This window comes from Modestobacter altitudinis (assembly GCF_005930475.1).
GTDB lineage: Bacteria > Actinomycetota > Actinomycetes > Mycobacteriales > Geodermatophilaceae > Modestobacter > Modestobacter altitudinis.
Genome location: NZ_SJEW01000069.1, coordinates 1 through 21,278, shown reverse-complemented (window position 1 = coordinate 21,278; position 21,278 = coordinate 1). Strand labels below are relative to the sequence as shown.

At 75.4% G+C, this 21,278-nt stretch carries 21 protein-coding genes; 8 read left to right on the top strand and 13 right to left on the bottom strand.

Features of this window, described 5'->3' with window-relative positions:
- Nucleotides 1-111: 111 nt before the first annotated feature.
- Complete coding sequence (locus FHL79_RS20210) at nt 112-456, top strand: DUF3817 domain-containing protein (RefSeq protein ID WP_138760365.1); 345 nt, start codon at nt 112-114, stop codon at nt 454-456.
- 9 nt (nt 457-465) lie between these two features.
- Nucleotides 466-1,788 carry a serine hydrolase domain-containing protein gene (locus FHL79_RS20205; protein WP_138760364.1) on the top strand — a complete coding sequence of 441 codons (1,323 nt, stop codon included), beginning with the start codon at nt 466-468 and terminating at the stop codon, nt 1,786-1,788.
- Between the two features lie 4 nt (nt 1,789-1,792).
- Here the strand turns inward: FHL79_RS20205 and FHL79_RS20200 are convergent, their stop codons facing one another.
- Both FHL79_RS20200 and FHL79_RS20195 read right to left on the bottom strand, forming a co-directional pair.
- Nucleotides 1,793-2,278 carry a hypothetical protein gene (locus FHL79_RS20200; RefSeq protein WP_138760363.1) on the bottom strand — a complete coding sequence of 162 codons (486 nt, stop codon included), beginning with the start codon at nt 2,276-2,278 and terminating at the stop codon, nt 1,793-1,795.
- Nucleotides 2,279-2,318: 40 nt separating this feature from the next.
- On the bottom strand, nt 2,319-3,278 hold the full coding sequence (locus FHL79_RS20195) for an aldo/keto reductase (protein ID WP_218938534.1): 960 nt from the start codon (nt 3,276-3,278) through the stop codon (nt 2,319-2,321).
- A gap of 66 nt (nt 3,279-3,344) precedes the next feature.
- On the opposite strand from FHL79_RS20195, the gene FHL79_RS20190 reads away from it, so the two are divergent.
- A complete protein-coding gene (locus FHL79_RS20190; protein WP_138760361.1) occupies nt 3,345-3,596 on the top strand; it encodes a DUF3253 domain-containing protein in 252 nt (83 codons plus the stop codon).
- A gap of 11 nt (nt 3,597-3,607) precedes the next feature.
- On the opposite strand, the gene budC is transcribed toward FHL79_RS20190, so the two are convergent.
- Nucleotides 3,608-4,372 carry a meso-2,3-butanediol dehydrogenase gene (budC, locus tag FHL79_RS20185; protein ID WP_138760360.1) on the bottom strand — a complete coding sequence of 255 codons (765 nt, stop codon included), beginning with the start codon at nt 4,370-4,372 and terminating at the stop codon, nt 3,608-3,610.
- A gap of 74 nt (nt 4,373-4,446) precedes the next feature.
- Nucleotides 4,447-4,947, bottom strand: a complete 501-nt coding sequence (locus FHL79_RS20180; RefSeq protein WP_138760359.1) for an Lrp/AsnC family transcriptional regulator — start codon at nt 4,945-4,947, stop codon at nt 4,447-4,449.
- Between the two features lie 212 nt (nt 4,948-5,159).
- Between FHL79_RS20180 and pdhA the strand changes: the two genes are divergently transcribed.
- The 3 genes from pdhA to FHL79_RS20165 are packed head-to-tail and all read left to right on the top strand — an operon-like array spanning nt 5,160 to nt 8,760.
- The gene (gene pdhA / locus FHL79_RS20175) at nt 5,160-6,299 is read left to right on the top strand and encodes a pyruvate dehydrogenase (acetyl-transferring) E1 component subunit alpha (protein WP_138760358.1); all 1,140 of its coding nucleotides are present in this window, start codon (nt 5,160-5,162) and stop codon (nt 6,297-6,299) included.
- Nucleotides 6,296-7,276, top strand: coding sequence for an alpha-ketoacid dehydrogenase subunit beta (locus FHL79_RS20170; protein ID WP_138760357.1), 981 nt, complete (start codon nt 6,296-6,298; stop codon nt 7,274-7,276). Before pdhA ends, FHL79_RS20170 begins: the two co-directional genes overlap by 4 nt.
- Nucleotides 7,276-8,760, top strand: coding sequence for a dihydrolipoamide acetyltransferase family protein (locus FHL79_RS20165; protein WP_138760356.1), 1,485 nt, complete (start codon nt 7,276-7,278; stop codon nt 8,758-8,760). The genes FHL79_RS20170 and FHL79_RS20165 overlap by 1 nt, the downstream gene beginning before the upstream one ends.
- 24 nt (nt 8,761-8,784) lie before the next feature.
- Here the strand turns inward: FHL79_RS20165 and FHL79_RS20160 are convergent, their stop codons facing one another.
- From FHL79_RS20160 to FHL79_RS20135, 6 genes are all read right to left on the bottom strand, one after another.
- Nucleotides 8,785-9,567: an SDR family NAD(P)-dependent oxidoreductase gene (locus FHL79_RS20160; RefSeq protein ID WP_218938533.1), complete on the bottom strand. Its 783-nt coding sequence runs from the start codon at nt 9,565-9,567 to the stop codon at nt 8,785-8,787.
- Nucleotides 9,568-9,750: 183 nt separating this feature from the next.
- The gene (locus FHL79_RS20155) at nt 9,751-10,539 is read right to left on the bottom strand and encodes a phosphotransferase (protein WP_218938532.1); all 789 of its coding nucleotides are present in this window, start codon (nt 10,537-10,539) and stop codon (nt 9,751-9,753) included.
- A gap of 112 nt (nt 10,540-10,651) precedes the next feature.
- Nucleotides 10,652-10,912 (bottom strand): HPr family phosphocarrier protein, encoded by a 261-nt coding sequence (locus FHL79_RS20150; RefSeq protein WP_138760355.1) that lies wholly within the window; start codon nt 10,910-10,912, stop codon nt 10,652-10,654.
- 46 nt (nt 10,913-10,958) lie between these two features.
- Entirely contained in the window at nt 10,959-13,058 is a 2,100-nt protein-coding gene (locus FHL79_RS20145) for a PTS fructose transporter subunit IIABC (RefSeq protein WP_138760354.1), read from the bottom strand.
- 20 nt (nt 13,059-13,078) lie between these two features.
- Nucleotides 13,079-14,110, bottom strand: a complete 1,032-nt coding sequence (locus FHL79_RS20140) for a 1-phosphofructokinase family hexose kinase (RefSeq protein WP_138760353.1) — start codon at nt 14,108-14,110, stop codon at nt 13,079-13,081.
- Nucleotides 14,107-14,874: a DeoR/GlpR family DNA-binding transcription regulator gene (locus tag FHL79_RS20135; RefSeq protein ID WP_138760352.1), complete on the bottom strand. Its 768-nt coding sequence runs from the start codon at nt 14,872-14,874 to the stop codon at nt 14,107-14,109. The genes FHL79_RS20140 and FHL79_RS20135 overlap by 4 nt, the downstream gene beginning before the upstream one ends.
- Nucleotides 14,875-15,114: 240 nt before the next feature.
- Here FHL79_RS20135 and FHL79_RS20130 point away from each other — a divergent pair, with 240 nt between their 5' ends.
- Nucleotides 15,115-16,830, top strand: a complete 1,716-nt coding sequence (locus FHL79_RS20130) for a phosphoenolpyruvate--protein phosphotransferase (RefSeq protein WP_138760351.1) — start codon at nt 15,115-15,117, stop codon at nt 16,828-16,830.
- Between the two features lie 245 nt (nt 16,831-17,075).
- Nucleotides 17,076-17,231: a hypothetical protein gene (locus tag FHL79_RS25215; RefSeq protein ID WP_171058257.1), complete on the top strand. Its 156-nt coding sequence runs from the start codon at nt 17,076-17,078 to the stop codon at nt 17,229-17,231.
- 151 nt (nt 17,232-17,382) lie between these two features.
- On the opposite strand, the gene FHL79_RS20125 is transcribed toward FHL79_RS25215, so the two are convergent.
- From FHL79_RS20125 to FHL79_RS20115, 3 genes are all read right to left on the bottom strand, one after another.
- Complete coding sequence (locus FHL79_RS20125; RefSeq protein WP_138760350.1) at nt 17,383-18,222, bottom strand: tyrosine-protein phosphatase; 840 nt, start codon at nt 18,220-18,222, stop codon at nt 17,383-17,385.
- Nucleotides 18,223-18,457: 235 nt separating this feature from the next.
- On the bottom strand, nt 18,458-19,342 hold the full coding sequence (locus FHL79_RS20120; RefSeq protein ID WP_138760349.1) for a 3-methyladenine DNA glycosylase: 885 nt from the start codon (nt 19,340-19,342) through the stop codon (nt 18,458-18,460).
- 17 nt (nt 19,343-19,359) lie between these two features.
- A complete protein-coding gene (locus FHL79_RS20115) occupies nt 19,360-21,180 on the bottom strand; it encodes a helix-turn-helix domain-containing protein (RefSeq protein ID WP_281283886.1) in 1,821 nt (606 codons plus the stop codon).
- Nucleotides 21,181-21,278: the final 98 nt, after the last annotated feature.

Below are 21,278 nucleotides of genomic sequence, written 5' to 3'. Positions count from 1 at the left end.
CCCCGGCTGCCTCACGGCGGCCGGGGCACCGTCGTGTCCGGGGCGTGCGCCGGGCTCCACAGCTCCGGGCGGCACGATGACCTGGCCGTCCGCACCGACCGGAGGAACGCCGTGCCCGCATCCCTGACCGACCCGCGCACCGTCGCGCGGGTGTTCCGCGCCGTCGCCGTCGCCGAGGCGGTGTCCTGGGTCCTGCTGCTCGCCGGGATGTTCGTCAAGTGGGTGCTGCGCACCTCCGAGCTCGGCGTCCAGCTGGCCGGCCCCGTCCACGGCGCGGTCTTCGTGGCCTACGTCCTGGTCAGCCTGACGGCGTGGCGGGTGCTGCGCTGGTCGCCGCGCACCGCGCTGCTGGCCCTGGTCGCCTCGGTCCCGCCGCTGTGCACGGTGGTGTTCGAGCGCTGGGCCCGGCGCACCGGCCGGCTGCCGGTCGACGCGCCCGCGGCGGCCGCTGGCTAGCCTCCGCGCATGGTCGAACCGGTCCTGCCCTCCACCGCGCGCACGCTGCTGGCCCGCACCGCCCGGGTGCAGCGGGACGGCCGGGCGCCCAGCCTGGTCGCCGGCGTGGTCCGCGACGGCGGCCTCGCCTGGTCCACCGGCCGGGGCGACGTCGCCGAGCCGCACACCGACGTCCAGTACCGGATCGGCTCCATCAGCAAGACGGTCACCGCCGTGGCGGTGATGCGGCTGCGCGACGAGGGCCGGCTGGGGCTGGACGACCCGGTGGAGCGGCACGTCCCGGGCACCCCGCTGGGCGAGCGCACCGTCGGTCAGCTGCTCTCCCACCTCGCCGGCGCCACGTCGGAGAGCCCCGGCGGCTGGTGGGAGCGGGTGCCCGGTGGGTCGCTGGAGGAGCTGCAGCTGACCGGCGAGGACGTCGTGCTCGGCGCCGCCCGCCGGTTCCACTACTCCAACCTCGGCTACGGGCTGCTCGGTGAGCTGGTGGCGCGGCACCGCGGCCGACCGTGGGCCGACGTCGTCCGCGACGAGGTCCTCGCGCCGCTGGGCATGACCCGGACCAGCCCGCGGCCCACCGGTCCCGCGGCGCAGGGGTCGGCCGTGCACCCGTGGGCCGACGTCGTCCTGCCCGAGCCCGAGCACGACGCGGGCGTGATGGCCGCCGCCGGCCAGCTCTGGGCGACGCTGACGGACCTGGGCCGGTTCGCCGCCTTCCTGCTCGACGACACCGCGGACGTGCTGTCGTCGGCGACGCTGGAGGAGATGACCGTGCCGGCCGGCGTCGACCCCTCCGTCCCCGGCTGGTCGGCCTACGGGCTCGGGGTGCAGGTGCTGCGGGTGGACGGGGCGGTCCTGGTCGGGCACGGCGGCTCGATGCCCGGCTTCCTCGCCGGGGTGTTCGTCGACCGGGCCGAGCAGACCGGCGCCGTCTCGCTGGCCAACACCACCAGCGGGCTCGACCCGCTGGTGCCCGGGCTGCTGGCGGACCTGCGCGCCGCCGAGCCGCGGGTGGTGGCGGCCTGGGCGCCGTCCCCGCCGCCGGTGTCCCTGGACCTGCTCGGCACCTGGTTCTGGGGGCCGACGCCGCACGTGCTGCGCGCCCAGGCCGGAGGGCTGCTGCACCTGGGTCCGCTGCCGGGGCGCAGCGGCCGGGCCAGCCGGTTCACCGCGCGCGAGGACGGCACCTTCGTGGGACTGGACGGCTACTACGCCGGGGAGACGCTGCGGATCGCGCCGGACCACCTGGAGCTGGCGACGTTCGTCCTCACCCGCACGCCCTACGACCCCGACGCCCCGGTGCCCGGCGGCGTCGACGACCGGGGCTGGCAGTGACTGCCTACCGGAAGGCGTCCATCGTGGTCTTCACGACCACGGCGTAGGCCAGGTGCGGGACGACGTCGCTGACCCAGTCCGTCGTCGACCAGGTGCGCGGGTCGGTGATGCCCAGGACGGTCATCGGGCCGTTGGAGGCGATCAGCACGCCGACCGTGGTCAACGCCGTCCCGACCAGCGGCTGGCTCCGGAACCCGGTGGCACGGACCAGCCCGGTCAGCACCCCCACGCCGATCCCGGCGACCAGCCCGGTGAGCGGCCCCAGCCCCTGCACCCGGTTGGACCGCTCCTCCTCGTCCCCGGGGATCTGCACGTGCACCTTCTCGGCGAGCGCCTCGACGGTCTGCTCCGGGGTGGAGCTGGTGCCGCGACCGCGGCCGACCATGTCCAGGTAGGTGACGGCGTTCAGCGCCGTCGTGCCCGCAGCACCGGCGGCCGCGCCGCGCAGCACCCAGCCCAGCGTGCTGATGCCCGTGCCCCGCTCCGCCATGGCGCGCGTCCTACCCGGCGCGCACCGGCCGCGAAACGGGTCAGCCCCAGCTCATCCCGCTGCGGGCTGACCAGTACGCCGCCGGTTCCTCCGGCTGCACCCACTCCTCGGCTGCCAGGTCGGCCACCAGGTCGGCCACCAGGTCGCGCGCGGCGGCGTTGCTCTCCAGCTGGGCGACGGTGACCGCGCCGGAGAGCACGACGTCGCACCAGGGCTGGGCCAGCGCGCAGGCCAGGGCCAGGGCGTCCACGCCGACCCCGCGCTCGCGGGCCGCCTCGGCCAGGGGGCTGCCGGCCGCGGTGCCGCGGTCGGTCAGCCGGCCGTTGGCGACGCCCTCCTTCACCACGACCCGCGCCCCGGCCGCGGCGGCCTCGGCCAGCGCCTCGCCCGCGGAGGGCTCGAGCAGGTTCCAGGTCGACTGCACGCTGGTGAACAGCGGTGCGCCGTCGACGGTGAGGGCCAGTCCGCGCCGGACGGCCTCGGCCTGGGCCGGCCCCGACGTCGAGAAGCCCAGCTCGACGCCCGCGGCGCGCAGCCCGGCCATCCGGTGCTGCAGCGGCCGGTCCTCCCACAGCGGGCTGTCGGCGGTCAGCGAGTGGACCTGGTAGAGCCGCAGCCACGGCCCCAGCAGCGCGGTGGACTCGGCCAGCTGGGACTCGTAGGCGGCCGCGCCGTGGTCCTTGACCTCGTGCACGGCGACGTCCCGGCGCCAGTCGCCGACGTACCGGTAGCCCCACTTGCTGGCCACGAACGGCACCGGCTCCGCGGTGCGCAACCAGGAGCCCAGGAACTCCTCGGCCCGGCCGTAGGACCGGGCGGTGTCGACGTGGGCGATGCCCAGCGCCGCCGCGGCGTCCAGCAGCTCGTGGGTCCGCGTCTGCAGGGCGGCGGGGGAGCGGTCCCCGGGCAGGTCGACGTCCCGGCCGAGGGTCAGGTAGGCCGGCCGGCCGGCCGCGGCGAGGCCGAGCCCGAGGCGGGCGCGCGGAGCAGGAGTGGGCACCGGGCCATCCCAGCACGGGGAGCGCCCGGTCGGGCGCGATCGGGGCCGTCGGTCCATGCTGGGCCGGTGGAGGACGTCGACCGGGCTCTGGAGCGGACCATCGACGCCCTGCTCGACGAGCGCCGGGCCGGGACGACGATCTGCCCGTCGGAGGCGGCCCGCGCGGTCGACCCGGACGGCTGGCGGGAGCTGATGCCGGCGGCCCGGGCGGCGGCGGGGCGGCTGGCCGCGAGCGGGGAGGTCGAGGTGACCCAGCGGGGCGAGGTCGTCGACGTCGCCAGCGCCCGCGGGCCGGTGCGGATCCGCCGGCCGCGCTGAGGCCTGCGGCGTCAGGCCTGCCGGGGTTGCCCGTTGGAGGCGGTCAGGCCCCCGTCGACGGGGAGGTTGACCCCGGACACGAAGCGCGCGTCATGGCTGGCCAGGAAGGCGATGACGTCGGCGACCTCTTCCGGGTGGGCGCCGCGTCCCAGCGGGATCCGCTCGGCGAAGGCGCGCTGCAGGTCCTCGTCCTGCTGCACGCCCTCGGTCAGCGGGGTGGTCACCAGGCTGGGGCAGACCGCGTTCACCCGGACCCCCTGGGGCCCGAGCTCCAACGCGAGCGACCGGGTGAGGTTGCTGACCGCGCCCTTCGCCGCGTTGTAGGCGCTCATGTCCCAGTCGCCACCCAGGCCGGAGACGGAGGAGACGTTGACGATGCACCCGCCGGTGCGCAGCAGGTGGGGAAGCGCGGCCCGGCAGCCGAACCAGACGCCGTCCACGTCCACGGACATCACCGCCCGCCAGTCCTCGATCGACGTCTCGAGCAGCGGGCCGGTGGGGGCGACGCCGGCGTTGTTCACCAGGACGTCGAGCCGGCCGAACCGCGCCACCGCGGCCGCGACCATCGACTCCACCTCGTCCTGGACCGACACGTCCACGACGTGGACCAGGGACTCCTCGCCGAGGTCGGCCGCCACCCGGTCGAGCTCGGGCTCGGACGGCCCGGCCAGGACGACCCGGTGCCCGTCGGCCGCGAAGCGCCGGGCGGTCGCCGCCCCGATGCCGGTGCCGGCGCCGGTGACGACCACCACCCGCGGTGCTGTCCCCTGGGTCACTGCGCTCCTCCTGCGGACCGGTGCTGCTGCCTCCCTGCCCGCAGGAGCGGACGTCAACCGCCGACGCGCCCGGGTCAGGCCTCGTCGGCGGCGGCGGTGCCGGCGGCCCGCTCGAGCAGCGGGGTCATCCGGTGGTCGACGAACCGCCGCAGCGCGAGGTTGGTGTCGGTGCGCTGCACGCCGGGGATGGCCAGCACCTGCTCGGTGATCCGCCACAGGTCGTCGGCGTCGACGGCGACCACCTGCACCAGCAGGTCGGCGACCCCGGACAGCCCGATGACCTCGAGCACCTCGGGGATCGCGGCCAGCGCGTCCCCGACGTCGGCGAGGCTGCGCTGCACGACCTGCACCGTCACGTAGGCGCCCAGCCGGTAGCCGAGCGCCTCGGGGCGCACCCGGCGCTCGAAGGGGTCGAGCACGCCGCCGGACTCCAGCCGGGCCAGCCGGGACTGGACGGTGTTGCGGGCCAGGCCGAGGGTCTGGGCGAGGGAGAGCACGGTGGCCCGCGGGTCCGTGGAGAGGGCGAGGAGCAGCCGTGCGTCCGTGGCGTCCAGTCGGTCCGGTACGGCGGGCACGTTGCTCAGTCTGACACGTCGGGAGGGGCCGACATTGGTCATCGTGCGCACCGCCGGGTGAGGGTGTTGCGCAGAACGGCCGCGTGGTGATGTGCTCCTGGCGCGGTTCCGCGTGCCACGATGTGTGAGTGGTGCCACACCCCGGCGCCGCGGAGACGTCCGACGACGGGCGGTCGGTGACCCCGGCACCCGCGAGACGGCAGGAGATCGGCATGAGCACGCTGTCGCAGACCACCGAGGTGGTCGACCCCGTACCCGGGGCCGGCGCCCCCCACCTGCCCGGTCAACCCGACCTGGTGCAGCTGCTCACCCCGGAGGGTGAGCGGGTCGAGCACCCGGACTACTCCCTCGACGTCAGCGACGAGGAGCTGCGTCAGCTGTACCGGGACCTCGCCCTGGTGCGGCGCTGGGACGTCGAGGCCACCGCCCTGCAGCGGCAGGGCGAGCTCGGCATCTGGGCCTCGCTGCTCGGCCAGGAGGCCGCCCAGGTGGGCGCCGGCCGCGCGCTCGGCGAGGACGACATGGCCTTCCGGACCTACCGCGAGCACGGCGTCGCGTGGACCCGGGGCGTCGACCCGCTGCACGTGATGAGCCTGTTCCGCGGGGTCGACCAGGGCGGCTGGGACCCGGTCGCCACCAGGTTCAACCTCTACACGGTCGTGATCGGTGCGCAGACGCTGCACGCCACCGGCTACGCGATGGGGCTGCAGCGCGACAGCGCGGAGAGCGCGACGCTGGCCTTCCTGGGTGACGGCGCCACCAGTCAGGGCGAGGTCAACGAGGCGATGATCTGGGCCGCCACGTTCTCCGCCCCGGTGGTCTTCTTCTGCCAGAACAACCAGTACGCGATCAGCGTGCCGATCGAGCGCCAGTCCCGGGTGCCGCTGTACCAGCGGGCCGCGGGCTTCGGCTTCCCCGGCGTCCGGGTCGACGGCAACGACGTCCTCGCCGTCCTGGCGGTCACCCGGGCGGCGCTGGCCGCCGCGCGGGAGGGTCAGGGGCCGACGTTCATCGAGGCCTTCACCTACCGGATGGGCGCGCACACCACCTCCGACGACCCGACCCGCTACCGGCTGGCCAGCGAGCTGGAGGAGTGGAAGCTGCGCGACCCGATCGCCCGGCTCAAGGCCCACCTGTCCCGCTCCGGCATCGCCGACGCCGGGTTCTTCGCCTCGGTCGACGCCGAGGGCGACGAGCTGGCGGCCCGGATCCGCCGGGGCACGCTGGAGATGGCCGACCCCGCCGGCACCGAGATCTTCGACCACGTCTACGCCGAGCAGACCCCCGAGCTGGCCCGCCAGCGCGAGGAGTTCGTGGCCTACCACGCCAGCTTCGAGGGGGGTCACCAGTGAGCACCGAGACGCTGACCATCGGCAAGGCGCTCAACCTCGGCCTGCGGAAGGCCATGGAGGACGACGCCAAGGTCCTGCTCATGGGCGAGGACATCGGCAAGCTCGGCGGGGTCTTCCGGATCACCGACGGCCTGCAGAAGGACTTCGGCGACGACCGCGTGGTGGACACCCCGCTCGCGGAGGCCGGCATCCTCGGCACCGCCGTCGGGCTGGCCATGCGCGGCTACCGGCCGGTCTGCGAGATCCAGTTCGACGGGTTCGTCTTCCCCGCCTACAACCAGATCGTCACCCAGGTCGCCAAGATCCACGCCCGCTCCAAGGGCCGGCTGCCGATGCCGATCGTCATCCGCATCCCCTTCGGTGGCGGCATCGGCGCGGTCGAGCACCACAGCGAGAGCCCGGAGGCCTACTTCGCACACACCGCGGGCCTCAAGGTGGTCGCCGTCAGCACCCCGTCGGACGCGTACTGGGGCATCCAGCAGGCGATCACGCACCCCGACCCGATCGTCTTCCTGGAGCCGAAGCGGCGGTACTGGGAGAAGGGGCAGGTCGACGTCGACGGCACCCCTGACCCGCTGTTCGCCTCCCGGGTGGTGCGCGGTGGCGAAGACGTGACCGTCCTCGCCTACGGCCCGATGGTGAAGACGGCGCTGCAGGCCGCCCAGGCCGCCGCCGAGGAGGGCCGGTCGCTCGAGGTGATCGACCTGCGCACCGTCTCCCCGCTGGACCTCGCCCCGGTGTTCGACTCGGTCCGCCGGACCGGCCGGTGCGTGGTCGTGCACGAGGCGCCGGTGACCCTGGGGCTGGGGTCGGAGATCGCCGCCCGGGTCACCGAGGAGTGCTTCCACTCCCTGGAGGCGCCGGTGCTGCGGGTGGGCGGCTACGACACGCCCTACCCGCCGTCCAAGCTGGAGGAGGAGTACCTCCCCGACCTCGACCGCGTGCTCGACGCCGTCGACCGATCGCTGGGGTTCTGATGGCCGACCTGCGCCAGTTCAAGCTGCCCGACGTCGGTGAGGGGCTCACCGAGGGGGAGATCCTGTCGTGGCTGGTCGCCGTCGGTGACACCGTCACCGTCAACCAGCCGCTCTGCGAGGTGGAGACGGCCAAGGCCGCCGTGGAGCTGCCCAGCCCGTTCGCCGGGACGGTGACCGAGCTGCTGTACGAGCCGGGGACGACGGTCGACGTCGGCGCCCCGATCATCACCATCGACCTGGGCGGCGAGGGTCCTCCCGCCGCGGCCGAGCCGGCCGGGTCCGGGCTGATCGGGGAGACCAACGCCAACGGCCGCACCGCCGTCCTGGTCGGCTACGGGCCCAAGAGCACCGAGGCGACCCGCCGTCCCCGGCGGAACGGGACCAGCGCGGCCGCCCGGGCGACGGCGCCGCAGGTGCTGCCGGAGGCCGACCACTCCCGGGCGCATCTGCCGCTGCTGGCCACCGCCCCGGACGCGACCGTCAAGCCGGTGCGGCACGGGGGCCTGGAGACCGGCCGCGCCGCCGAGGCGCACGTGAGCACCGAGGACACGCTGCCCGCGCCCACGGCCTCCCCGGTGTCCGGCCGGGGCGCGCTGCGGCCGCTGGCCAAGCCGCCGGTGCGCAAGTACGCCAAGGACCTCGGGGTCGACCTCTCCACGGTGACCGGCAGCGGCCCGGGCGGGGTCATCACCCGCGCCGACGTCGACGCCGCCCTCGCCGCGCCCGCCTCCGCAGAGCGCGCTCTCGCGCGCGAGAGCACGGGTGGTCTCGCGCGCGAGAGTGCAGTCGGGGACCAGCGCATCCCGATCAAGGGGGTGCGCAAGCACACCGCCGCGGCGATGGTGGCCAGTGCCTTCACCGCCCCGCACGTCACCGAGTTCCTCACCGTCGACGTGACCCGGGTGATGAAGCTCCGCGAGCGGCTCGCCGCCCGTCCGGAGTTCGCCGGCGTGAAGGTCAGCCCGCTGCTGTTCGTGGCCAAGGCGGTGCTGCTCGCGGCGCAGCGGCACCCGATGGTGAACAGCTCCTGGGACGAGGCGGCGCAGGAGATCGTCGTCCACGGCGCGGTGAACCTGGGCATCGCGGCGGCCACGCCGCGCGGCCTGGTGGTGCCGAACGTCAAGGACGCCGGCCGGCTGTCGCTGATCGAGCTGGCCGGTGCGCTGGCCGAGCTGACCGCCACCGCGCGGGCCGGGAAGACGCCGCCGGCCGCGATGTCCGGCGGGACGATCACGATCACCAACGTCGGGGTCTTCGGCGTGGACACCGGGACGCCGATCCTGAACCCCGGTGAGTCGGCGATCCTGGCGTTCGGTGCGGTCCGCGAGATGCCGTGGGTGCACAAGGGGAGGATCCGGGTCCGGCAGGTGACCCAGCTGGCGCTCTCCTTCGACCACCGGATCATCGACGGGGAGCTCGGCTCGCGCTTCCTCGCCGACGTCGGCGCGCTGCTGCACGACCCCGGCACGGCGCTCGCCTTCTGAGTCGTCCCGGCGGCCTCCGGGGGGTCAGCGCTCCTCGGGGTCGGCGCCCCGGGCCGCCCGGCCGCCGTCGACGGGGAGCACGACACCGGTGACCCAGGCGGCCTCGTCGGAGAGCAGGAAGCGGACGACCCCGGCGACGTCGCCGACCTGACCGACCCGGCCGATCGGGTGCAGCGCCGCCAGCTGGGCCTGCACGGAGCCGGCCGTCCCGGTGTCCAGACCCGCCAGGAAGGCGCGGTGCCGTGCGGTCTCCACCGACCCCAGCGCGACGGCGTTGACCCGGACCCCGGCGGGGCCGTGGTCGACCGCAGCCGCCCGGGTGAGTCCCTCGATGGCGGCCTTCGCGGTGGCGTAGGGCAGGGCGCCGCGCACCGCCCGCTGCGCCTGGTGGCTGGAGACGTTCACGATGCTCCCGGCACCCCGGGCCGACATCCGCCGGACGGCGGTCGCGCAGCCGACCACGGCGGGGGCGAGGTTGGCGGTGATCAGGTCGAGCACCTCGCCGGCGGGGGAGGTGTGCAGGCCGGCGTCGGCGAAGACGGCTGCGTTGTTCACCCAGCCGGTCAGCGCACCCTGCTCCTCGGCGAGGTCGGCGGCGCGCTCGGCGACCGCGGGGTCGGCGGCACTGCCGGTGGCGACCCGCAGCCGCCCGGCCGCCGGGTGGTCGGCGCACCAGGCGGTGGCCGCGGCGTCCCGCTCGACGACGACGACCGCGTCGCCGGCGGCGAGCAGCCGCTCCACGATGCCCCGCCCGATGCCCCGGCCCCCGCCGGTCACCACCGTGCACTGCTGCGGTCGGGTCTCCACGGAGGGCAGCCTGCTGCCCGGGGGTGCCCGGCGCCAAGAGGGGGGCGAGCGGCGATGTGTCGGTGGTGCACCACCGGGTAGGGACGCAGCAGGTGGCCGCAGGTCCTCGGCGGTGGCCACCCGACGACGGCGCCCGTCCCTTCCGCAGGGGACGGGCGCCGTTCTGCGTGCGGGCCGGACGGGTCAGCTCGAGGGGAAGAGCCAGGTCAGGCTCCGTCGTGCCGCCCGGGTGTACGCCGCCTGCCCGGTCCGCAGGCCGAACTCGAGGTCCTCCAGGGCCGCGCAGCGCGCGAAGAAGCGGATGCGGTCCAGGTCGGGGGCACCGTCGCCGTAGGCATCGAGGACCTCGGCGAGGAAGGCCGGACCGAAGTCGCGGTAGGGCCGGGCGAGGTCGAGCGCCGGGTCGGTGACGGCGGCATCGGACCAGTCGATGACCCCGGTCAGGACGCCGTCCCGTGCCAGCAGGTGCTCGGCTCCCAAGTCGGCGTGCGCCAGCACCCGGTGCGCGGCCGGCGGGGGGACCGTCGCCCGCAGCACCGCCAGCAGCTCGGGCGGACCGGCGAGGTCGGCCAGCCACTCCCCGGGGTCGTCCTCCTCGACCGGCACCAGACCGCTGACCTCCCGGGGGTCGATGGCGTGCAGAGCCCGCAGGAACCGGGCGAGGACGGCGCCCTGCCCGGATCCGGCGTCCCGGCCGAGCAGCGGCCGGCCGGGCAGCAGCCGGTAGGCCAGGACGCCGTCGTCCTCGTCGGCGAAGACCGGCTCGGGGACCGGGAGCGGCACCCGGGCGGCCACCAGCCGCAGCAGCCCGGCCTCGCGGGCGACGTCGCCGCCGACCCGCAGCACCAGGTCACCGGCGAGGTGGGCGGTGTGGTCCAGGCCCTGGCCGAGTGCGGCGAGCTCGGTGCCGGCGAGCCCCGGGGCGTGCCGGCGCAGGGCTGCCGCGGCCCGCTGGCGGCTCGCTGCGTCCACCGCCCCAGGGTGGCAGCAGCACCGACCGGTCGGCACCACGACGACGGCGCCCGCCCCCCGAGGGGGACGGGCGCCGTGCTGACGTACCGGGATGGCCCTGGGAGGGGGTCCTTCAGTCCGCGTCGAGGTCGGTGGCGACCATGTCGGCGATGCGGTCGAGCACGCTCGCGTCGTCGCTGCTGACGGTCACCTCGGTGCCCTGCTTGGCGCCGAGGGTCATGATCATCAGGGGCGAGCCGGCGTCGATGGCGTTGCCGCCGGGCGTGGCCAGCGTGACCGGCACCCCCGACTTCGACACTGCCTCGGCGATGAGGGCGGCGGGACGGGCGTGCAGGCCGACGGCGGAGCCGACGGTCACGGTCTTCGAGGGCATCGGTGCCTGCTTTCTGAGGTCGAGAGGCTGGGGGTCAGTCTGCCGGTCAGACGGCGGCGGGTCGCGCCGGGACCGCCGCTGGGCTGTGGGCGTGGGCCAGGTCGACGGCGTCCTCGGGGACGGCGTCGTCCTTCTTCCGGCCGATGCTCTTGGCGATGGTGACCGCGACCGCGCCGACGACGGTCCCGGCGACCAGCCCGATGATCCACATGAGGATGCCGCTGATCGCGAAGAACACGAACACGCCGCCGTGCGGAGCGCGGAGCTCCACCCCGCTGGCCGCGACGATCGCGCCGGTGGTGGCGCCGCCGAGCATCATCGAGGGGATCACCCGCAGCGGGTCGGCTGCGGCGAAGGGGATGGCGCCCTCGGAGATGAACGAGGCACCCAGCAGCCAGGCCGCCTTGCCCTGGTCCCGCTCGGCCTCGGTGTAGAGCCGCGGCCTGATCGCGGTGGACAGCGCCATCGCCAGCGGCGGGACCATGCCGGCGCTCATCACGGTGGCCATGATCACCAGCGAGCCGCGGCTCGCATCGGCGGTCAGGCCGGTCGTGGCGAAGAGGTAGGCCGCCTTGTTGACCGGACCGCCGAGATCGAAGCACATCATCAGACCGAGGATGAGCCCGAGCAGGAACGCCGAGGTGCCGGTCAGCCCGTTGAGGAAGTCGGTCAGGCCGCTCAGCACGTTGGCGAGCGGGCGGCCCAGCACCGCGACCATCAGTCCGCTGGAGATCAGCGTGGCCAGCAGCGGGATGATCACGACCGGCTGCAGCCCCCGGGCCCAGGTCGGCAGCTTCCACCGGCTGATCCAGAGTGCGGCGAACCCGGCGATGATGCCGCCGACCAGACCGCCGAGGAAACCGGCGTTCAGGGTGACCGAGATGGCGCCGACGACGAAGCCGGGGACGATGCCCGGCCGGTCGGCGATCGCGTAGGCGATGTAGCCGGCCAGCGCGGGCACCAGGAAGGTGAACGCGGCCTGGCCGAGCACCGTGCACAGCGCGCCGAGGTAGCCGAGGAACCCGTCGTTCAGGTGCTCGATCCCCGAGACGTCCGGGAGGTTCAGGAAGGTGTTGTTGAGCGCCCAGTTCTGCGCGTAGCTGAGGCCGTCGGTGGCCGGGTCGGGGTTGACGATCTGGTACCCGCCGAGCAGGAAGCCCAGGGCGATCAGCAGACCGCCGGCCGCGACGAACGGGATCATGTAGCTGACACCGGTGAGCAGCCAGCGGCGCACCTCGGCTCCGCCGCTGGGCTTGTCGCCGGTGGCGGCCGCCTGTCCGTCGCCGGCGGAGCCGGGCACCCGGCGGGCGTCCGGGTCGTCCGCGGCGGCGAGCGCCTCGCGGATCATCACCTCGGGCTCGTTCATCGCCCGCTTCGTGCCCGACTGCACCACCGGCTTGCCGGCGAACCGCTCGCGGTCCTTCACCCCGACGTCCACGGCGAAGATGACGGCGGCGGCCCCGCTGATCACCGAGGGGTCCAGCGGCGTGGAGCCCGAGGAGCCCTGGGTCTCCACGTGCAGCTCGACGCCCATCTCCTTGGCCGCGGCGGTGAGCTTGTCGGCGGCCATGTAGGTGTGCGCGATGCCGGTCGGGCACGCGCTGACCGCGACGAGGCTGCGGGCGGACCGTGCCGGGGTGCCGGCCGGCGCGGGAGCAGCCGCGGCCGTGGCCCCGGTGGTGGCTGCGACCGGCGTGGGGGAGACGACGTCCTGGACCAGGCCGACGACCTCCTCCGCGGAGCCCGCGGCGCGCAGCGAGGCGACGAACTCCGGGCGCACCAGGGCCCGGGCCAGCGCGGTCAGCAGCGTGAGGTGGTCGGCGTCGCCGTGCTCGGGCGCGGCGATCAGGAACACCAGGTCGGCGGGGCCGTCGGGCGCGCCGAAGTCCACCTCCGGGTCGAGCCGGCCGAAGGCCAGCGACGCCTCGGTGACCGCGCCGGACCGGCAGTGCGGGATGGCGATGCCGCCCGGCAGGCCGGTGGCCACCTTGGCCTCGCGGGCCATGGCGTCGTCGTGCAGCGCCTCGGTCCCCGTGGCCCGGCCGGCGCCGGCGACCAGCCCGGCGAGCCGGCGGATGACGGAGTCCTTGTCGGGACCGAGGTCGGCGTCGAGCGCCACCAGGTCGGTCGTGATCAGAGCGGACATGCGGTTCTCCCGGGGGGTTCTCAGCGGGCGTCGGCACCGGCGGCCGGGGCGGCCTCGGCGGGAGCAGGGGAGGTGGGCAGGCCGGCGGAGACGGTGACGCCCGCCGGGTCGGCCTGGTCCGGGGTGGGGACGGCGGAGCCCGGCAGCGCGGCACTGGCCGAGCCGTAGGCCACGGCGTTCCGCAGCCGCCCGGCCGGGTCGAGTCCGGCCAGGTCGGCGAGCACGTAGCCGGCGAGACTGGAGTCGCCCGCGCCGACGGTGCTGCGCACGGTGGTGCGCGGTGGGCGCGCCGACCACAGGCCGCCGTCGGCGGTGGAGAGCACCGCGCCGTCGCCACCGAGGGTCAGCAGCACCTCGGCGACGCCCCGCTCGTGCAGCGTGGCCACCGCCGAGAGCGCGGCGTCGGGGTCGGCGCCGACCGTCTGCTCGGGCACGCCGGCCAGCTGGGCGAGCTCCTCGGTGTTCGGCTTGAGCAGGTCGGGGGCCGCGTCCGGCCCGGCGGCGAGCAGCGCCAGCAGCGGCGCCTCGGAGGTGTCCACGGCGATCCGCGCGCCGGTGCCGCGCAGCGACCGGACCAGGGTGGCGTACCAGTCCAGTGGCGCGCCGGGCGGCAGCGAGCCGGACAGGACCACCCACCGCGCGCCGAGGGCCTGCTCGCGCACGGCGGCCTCGAGCGCGGTGAGGGTGGCCGGGTCGAGCCGGGCGCCGGGCTCGTTGAGCTTCGTGGTGGTGCCGTCGGGCTCGGTGAGCGTGTAGTTGGTGCGCACCGGGGTCTGCACGGGCACGGAGGACAGCCGCAGGCCGAGTGCGTGCAGCGCCTTGACGAGGGGGTCGTCGTCGGCCGCGGGGAGCACCGAGACCACGTCCGCGCCGGCGGCGGCGATCGCCCGCGCGACGTTCACGCCCTTGCCGCCGGGCTCGGTGGAGCTGCCGCCCAGGCGGGCGACCGCGCCGCGCTCCAGCGACCCGGGCAGGTCCAGCGTCCGGTCCAGGCTCGGGTTGGCGGTCAGCGTGACCACCCGCCCGCCGGCCGCGGTGGGTTCGGTCGTCATGCGACGAGCACCTCGATCCCGGAAGTCTCGAGCTCGGCGACGACGGCCGGGTCGGCTTCGTCGTCGGTCACCAGGACGTCGACGTCCTCGACGGTCGCGAAGCGCACCAGGTGCTCACGACCCAGCTTGCTGCTGTCGCCGAGCACGACCACCCGTTGCCCGGCCCGGGTCATCGCCCGCTTGACCGCGGCCTCGGCCTCGTCGGGGGTGGAGAAGCCGTGCCCGGCGCTGATCCCGTTGGTGCCCAGGAAGACGACGTCGGCCCGCAGGTCGGCCAGCGACGCCAGGGTGGACTCGCCCACCGCGGACTGGGTGATGCCGCGGACCCGGCCGCCGAGCACGTGCAGCGTGATGCCGGGGGAGCCGGCCAGCCGGGCGGCGATCGGGACGGAGTTGGTCGCGGCGACCAGCGCGCGGTCGCCGGGGAGCACCTCGGCGAGCGCTGCGGTGGTGCTGCCGCCGTCGAGGATGAGGCTGCCGGAGCTGGCCGGCAGCAGGGCGAGTGCCGCGGCGGCGATCCGGTGCTTGGCCTCGGTCCGGGTGTTGCGCCGCTCCCCCAGGCCGGGCTCGACCACGGTGAAGATGCCGGCGGGGACCGCGCCGCCGTGGACCCGGCGGAGCATCCCGGCCCGCTCGAGCAGGGCGAGGTCGCGCCGCACGGTCTCGGTGGTGACCCCGAAGTGCTCGGCGACGGCGGTGACGGCGACCCGGCCGCGTTGGGTGACCAGGCCGGCGATGGCCTGCTGCCGCTCTTCTGCGTACACGGTCACCTCCCTGGCTGCGGAGCGTTGAGGTCTCGACGTGGTGCCGATGCCCGATCGTGTGGGATCGAGGTTGTGTTGTTGTTGTTCTACGTGGGATCAGTTGACAAGTCAAGGCCACTTCGTGACCCTGGTCACCGAACGCACCGACGTCGCTGCGACCTCCACCCATCGCCACCGATCGACGTGACCCGATCCACCGGACGGGCCCACGCCGGGTCCGAGCAGACAGTGAGGCTCCCCATGTCCAGCACCCCGACCGGAGCGCGGTCCGCCGCGGCGGCCCTGCCCGCAACGACCGTGCTGACCGGCACGCCGGTGGTACCCGGGGTGGCGGTCGGCCCCGTCGTCCGCCCGGTCGGCGCCGTCGAGCTGCCGACGACCCCGGGCCTGTCGGTCCCGGAGGCGCAGCGCGCCGCCGAGAAGGACCGGTTCAGCGCAGCGGCCGACGCGGTCGCGGAGCGGCTGGCCGGCCGCGCCGCCGCCGCGACCGGCGTGAGCGCCGAGGTCCTCAACACCACCGCACAGCTGGCCCGCGACCGGGGGCTGCTGTCCACCGTCGAGCAGCGGATCGGCGACGGCTCCTCGGCCGAGGTCGCCACCGTCGGGGCCGCCGAGCAGTTCGTCGAGCTGTTCACCAGCCTGGGCGGGGTGATGGCCGAGCGGGCGACCGACGTGCGCGACGTGCGGGACCGGATCGTCGCCCAGCTGACCGGGCAGGGGGAGCCCGGCGTCCCGGCGCCCGCGACGCCCTCGGTGCTGCTCGCCGACGACCTGGCCCCGGCCGACACCGCCGGGCTGGACCCCACCAAGGTGGTCGCCCTGGCCACCCGCCTCGGGGGTGCGACCAGCCACACCGCGATCATCGCCCGCCAGCTGGGTCTGCCCTGCGTGGTCGGCGTGGGTGGGCTCTCCGACGTCCCGGAGGGGGTGGTCGTGCTCGTCGACGGCGAACGCGGCACCGTCACCGTCGACCCCGACCCGCAGGAGGCCGCGGCCCGGGTCGCCGCCTCCGACGAGGCGGCGGCCGCGCTGGCCGGCTACCGCGGGCCGGGCACCACCCGCGACGGCCACCCCGTCCAGGTGCTGGCCAACGTGCAGGACGGCCCGGGGGCGCAGGCCGCCGCCGCGGCGCACGCCGAGGGCGTCGGGCTGCTGCGCACCGAGCTGGCCTTCTTCGGCCGGACCGAGGAGCCGTCGGTGGAGGAGCAGGCCCAGATCTACGCCGCGGTGCTCGCCGCCTTCCCGGACGGGAAGGTCGTGCTGCGCACGCTGGACGCCGGGTCGGACAAGCCGCTGCCCTTCGCCACCCCGCCGGACGAGGCCAACCCGGCCCTCGGCGTCCGCGGGCTGCGCACCGCCCGGCGGGACCCGGGGCTGCTGGTCCACCAGCTCGACGCCGTGGCCCAGGCCGCGCAGGCCACCGGAGCGCAGCCGTGGGTGATGGCGCCGATGGTGGCCACCGTGAGCGAGGCGGCGGACTTCGCCGCGCAGGTGCGCGAACGGGGCATGGTGCCCGGCGTGATGGTCGAGGTGCCCTCGGTCGCCGTCCTGGCCGACCGGTTCCTCGAGCACCTGGACTTCCTGTCGATCGGCACCAACGACCTGTCGCAGTACACGCTCGCCGCCGACCGGCTGTCGGCCGACCTGGCCGACCTGACCGACCCCTGGCAGCCGGCGCTGCTGGAGCTGGTGCGCGCGACCGCGGCGGCCGGTCAGCGGGCCGGCAAGCCCGTGGGTGTGTGCGGCGAGGCGGCCGCCGACCCGATGCTGGCCTGCGTGCTGGTCGGCATGGGCATCTCCTCGCTGTCCTGCGCGGCGTCCTCGGTGGCCGGCGTCGGCGCCCGGCTGGCGACGGTGGACCTGGCCACCTGCCAGCGCGCGGCCGAGGTGGCACTGGCGGCGGCCGATCCGCAGGCGGCCCGGGCCGCTGTGCGCGAGGTGCTCAGCGCGATGTGACCAACGACTCGTGCGCTGGACAGAGGGGCCCCGCCTGTCGATGAGACCGGCGGGGCCTCGTCGTGTCGAGGAGGCGTCCGGCGGGTGTCATCCCTCTGACGGTTCGACGGCAACTCCTCCATTTGGGTGAGTAAACCTTCGGTGACTCGTGCGACACACCCTGCGATCCGATGGAACATCCAATGTCTCGCCTGCTTTAATACAGGCGTAACACACCACTGGGACCACCGGAAGAAGGCAGTGACATGAGCAGCGTGACCTCCAGCTGGCGTCAGCGTCGGCAGGCGTCGCGTACGCGACGCGCCCTCGCGGCCGCCGTCGCCCGCACCAGCAGCCCCGCGATGCGCGACGAGCTGCTGACCCTGGCGAACAGCAACCAGTTCACCAACATCCTGCGCTGAAGAAGGGCCACCTCCCTCGACGACGAGGGCGCCGCGCAGGCGTGCACACGACCCCGGACTCCCCATGGGAGCCGGGGTCTTCTGCTGGGAGGACCCCCTCCCCCCATCCCTCGCACGCTCGGGGCGGTGCCCGGGAGGGGGGACGCGGGAGCTACTCGCGCAGGCGGGCGCGGAGGGCGGCCTGCTCGTCGGCGCCGAAGCCGTTCTGCTCGAGCCAGCCGATCGGTCCGCCCCAGCGCTCGTCCAGCAGCTCGAGCACCCGGCGCATCGACTCGGCCCGCGGGGTGTGGCTGGCGACGTCCCGCCGGGTCATGTCCTCGGCGTAGGTCGGGTGGGTCTGCAGCTTGGCGACGAGTGCCTCGATCACCTCGGCGGTCTGCGCGTAGTCGGCGATGATGGCCTCGGGCTCGACGCCGGCCACCGCCAGCGCCAGCGCGCAGACCACGCCGGTGCGGTCCTTGCCGGCCGCGCAGTGCACGACCGCGGCGCCCGGGCCGCCGGTGGCCAGCGTGCGCAGCGCGGCCAGCACGTTGTCGGTCCCGTCGGTCAGGTAGCCCAGGTAGGAGCGGACCGCCGGCGGCTCGCCCTCGTCCTCGGCCTCCACCTGGCGGGGCAGGAGCGACTCGACCCAGTCGGCGGGCAGCTGCGCGCGGATCTCCTCGTCGTCCTCCTCGGCGGCGAAGACGTCGGTGCGCCTGCCCCGCTCGGGCAGCAGCGTGAAGTGCCGGTGGGTGACCGTGTCGACGTCCCGCAGCGGGCTGCGGCCCTCCATGAGGATCTCTGCGGTCGTCCGCAGGTCGATGACCTCGGTCAGCCCGACCTCCTCGACCAGGGTCGCGACGTCGTCCTCGCTGAGGGTCTGCAGGTTGTCGCTGCGCAGCACCCGGCCGAAGACGGTCTCGCCGCCGTCCACCGTGGGCAGTCCGCCCAGGTCGCGGGTGTTCGTCGTCCCGTCCAGGTGCAGCCAGCGGTCGGTGCGGGTGGAGGTCACCCCCCGACGGTAGCTCCACCCGTGCCGGGAGCCCTTCACCCGGGACCTGCACCTGCCTTCCCTCGGTCCATGTCCAGCAGGCCAGTTCGGTGCCGGCTCGGTCTCACGCCCACGTGCCCGGGCACCCCGTCGAGGAGGAGCTCCACGTCCGCCCGGGGAGATGTGCCGCCGGTGCGGCAGGCGCAGGGGTCCATGCCCAGGACGTGCCGACGCCCTCCCTGGGGTGATCCGCAGATCAGGGGGCGTCCAGCAGCTCCTGGCACACCGCGAGCAGCCGGGTCCGCAGTGCTGCACCGCGAGCGGCGAACCCGCGCTGGGCGGCCACGTACTCCGCCTTGCCCGCCGGCGTCTCGATCGCCACGGGTGACCAGCCCAGCGCGGTCAGGTCGTACGGGGAGGCGCGCATGTCCAGCTCCCGGACGTCGGCGGCGAGCTCGAAGCAGTCGGCCAGCAGCTCACCCGGGACGGCCGGGCTGAGCTTGTAGGCCCACTTGTAGAGGTCCATCGTGGCGTGCAGGCAGCCCGGCTGCTCCAGCTGCTGCTGGGTCTCCCGGGTGGGGGTCAGGGTGTTCCGCGGGACGCCGGCGCGGGTGAAGAAGCGGTACGCGTCGATGTGGCTGCACTGCACCCGGTGGCTGTCCACCACCGCGTCGGTGCCGGCCTGGCCCAGCCGCAGCGGCAGCTGCTCGTGCCGCACCTCGCCTGCTCCCGGGCGGTAGAGCATCGCCCACTCGTGCAGCCCGAAGCAGCCGAACTGGGGGCTCCGGCCGGCCGTCGCCGACAGCAGCCCGTGCACCCAGCCGACCGCCGTGCTGCGCTTGGCGAGGAACGCCCCGACGTCCACGGCGACGCCCTGCCCGACCCGGGCGTGGAACGGCCAGCTCAGCCGGGCCTCGGCGGCGGGGCCGGTCAGCACCGTGCCCACCCCCGGGTGCCAGCGGCGCAGCCGGCCCGGGGTCTGCGAGTAGTAGCTGAAGAGGAAGTCCCACACCGGGTGGGCCTCGCCCGCGCGCCGGCGCTGCTGGTGCGGCAGCACCCACGCATCCACCCGGCGCTGGTGGGCCGCCTCCCGGACGGTCCACTCCTCCTCGGCCAGGACCGGGGGGTCGAGGAGGTGCACCCGCCCAGGCTAGGGCCTCAGCCGGCCCCCTCGGCGAGGCGGTGCAGGCGCAGCGCCAGCTGCACCTCCAGGGCCCGGTCCGGGGTCGACCAGTCCCGGCCGAGCAGCCGGGCCACCCGGTCCAGCCGCTGGGTGACGGTGTTGACGTGCACCCGGAGCGACTCCGCCGCGCGGGCCGGGCTGCCGCCCGCGTCGAACCAGGCGCGCAGCGTGGCGACCAGGTCGGTGCCGCGCTTGGCGTCGTAGTCGAGCACCGGTGCCAGCGTCGCCCGCACGAAGGCGCCGACGTCCCGGCGCTCGCCGACCAGCAGGCCGAAGAAGCCGAGCTCCTCGGCGCTGGCCGACTGGCCGGTGCGCCCGAGGGCCACCAGCGTGCCCAGGCACCGGGTGGCCTCGACGGCCGCGGCGGCCAGCGCCTCCGGGCCGGTCGCCGGGCCCGCACCCCCGGCGGTCACCGCTCCGGCCGAGGACCGCAGCTCCACCCGCACCGCCTCCGCCGCCGCGCCGGGGGCGACGTCGGGCAGGCAGAGCACCAGCCGCCCCTCGTGCACGCCGGCCAGCCCGCCGCGCACCGCGGCCAGGTGCCCGGCGGCCGCCGCGGCCCGGGTGCCGACCCCGTCGCCCTCCCCGTCGCCGACCGGGCCGCCGATCTGGGCGACCACCACCGCGTGCGGCCGGTCGAGGTCGGCCCCCAGCCGCCGGGCACGCTCGCGCAGCCCGTCGGGGTCCCGGGTGGGCGCGCTGAGCAGCTCGCCCAGCAGCTCGCCGCGGACCCGGTGCTCGGCCTCGCCGGCCGACCGGCGGATGAGCAGGAGCAGCGCGGTGACCAGCGCGGCCCGCTCGAGGATGCGCTGGTCGGAGACCGAGAGCTCCTCCTCCCGGCCCAGCACCAGGCCGCCGATCAGCTCGTCGTTGACGGTGACGGCGGCGGTCCACCAGTCGCCGTCCCGGACGGTGCGGCCCGTCGTCCGGGCCAGGCTGAGCGCACCTGCCGGGTCGGGCGGGCCGGGGTCGCCGCCGCTGGGCGTCGCACGGCCGTCCTGGTCCAGCACGGTCAGCCGGCCGCCGAGGACCTCGGTCACCGCCACCGCGACGTCCTCCACGCCGCCGCCACGCAGCACCAGGTCGATGAAGCGGTCGTGGGCGCCGGCGGCACGCTCGACGGAGGCGCTGTGCGCCCGCAGCTCCCGGCTGGTGGCGGAGAGCTCCTCCAGGGCCGCCCGGGTCTCCTCCAGCAGCCGGGCGTTGTCCAGTGCGATGGCCGCGTGCGCCGCCAGGGACCCCAGCAGCGCGACCTCCGAGCGCTCGAACGTCCGCTCGGTGCGGTCTGCGGCGTACAGGACGCCGATCACCTGGGACCCGCGGAGCAGTGGCACGCCGAGGATCGCGACCAGGCCCTCCTCGCGGACACCGCCGTTGATGTCCTCGGTGTGCCGGAACCGGGTGTCGGTGAAGTAGCTGTCGGTCGCGTACGGCGCGGCGGTCTGCGCCACCAGCCCGCCGAGGCCGGCGCCCATCGGCAGCCGCAGGGACTGGAACCAGGCCGACACCGTGCCGTCGGTCACCCGCATGTGGGTGTCGCCGCGGGTGTCGTCGTTCAGCGTCAGGTACGCGGTGTCGGTGCCCAGCAGCTGCCGGGCGCGCCGCACGATCGCGGTCAGCACCGAGTCGACGCTGCGCAGCCGGGCTAGGTCGCTGGCGGTGTCGAACAGCGCCGACAGCTCCGACTCCCGCCGCCGGCGGGCCTGGAAGGCCTCCCGGACCTGCAGGGCCAGGACCTTGGCCCGCTCGAGCTCGGCGATGTCCGAGGCGTCTGCCCCGGCCGCGCGGGCCTGCACCAGCGGGCGTTCGTACTCGATCGCCGCCGCGTCGCCGAGGAGCAGCTCCAGGAACTCGGTCGTGCCGCCGGGGGCAGGGGCTGTCTCTTATACACACT

Coding starts and splice junctions, on each gene's coding strand:
- FHL79_RS20205 (WP_138760364.1), top strand. CDS start 466: ATGGTCGAACCGGTCCTGCCCTCCACCGCGCGCACGCTGCTGGCCCGC.
- FHL79_RS20200 (WP_138760363.1), bottom strand. CDS start 2,278: ATGGCGGAGCGGGGCACGGGCATCAGCACGCTGGGCTGGGTGCTGCGC.
- pdhA (WP_138760358.1), top strand. CDS start 5,160: ATGAGCACGCTGTCGCAGACCACCGAGGTGGTCGACCCCGTACCCGGG.
- FHL79_RS20165 (WP_138760356.1), top strand. CDS start 7,276: ATGGCCGACCTGCGCCAGTTCAAGCTGCCCGACGTCGGTGAGGGGCTC.
- FHL79_RS20150 (WP_138760355.1), bottom strand. CDS start 10,912: ATGCCCTCGAAGACCGTGACCGTCGGCTCCGCCGTCGGCCTGCACGCC.
- FHL79_RS20145 (WP_138760354.1), bottom strand. CDS start 13,058: ATGTCCGCTCTGATCACGACCGACCTGGTGGCGCTCGACGCCGACCTC.
- FHL79_RS20140 (WP_138760353.1), bottom strand. CDS start 14,110: ATGACGACCGAACCCACCGCGGCCGGCGGGCGGGTGGTCACGCTGACC.
- FHL79_RS20130 (WP_138760351.1), top strand. CDS start 15,115: ATGTCCAGCACCCCGACCGGAGCGCGGTCCGCCGCGGCGGCCCTGCCC.
- FHL79_RS25215 (WP_171058257.1), top strand. CDS start 17,076: ATGAGCAGCGTGACCTCCAGCTGGCGTCAGCGTCGGCAGGCGTCGCGT.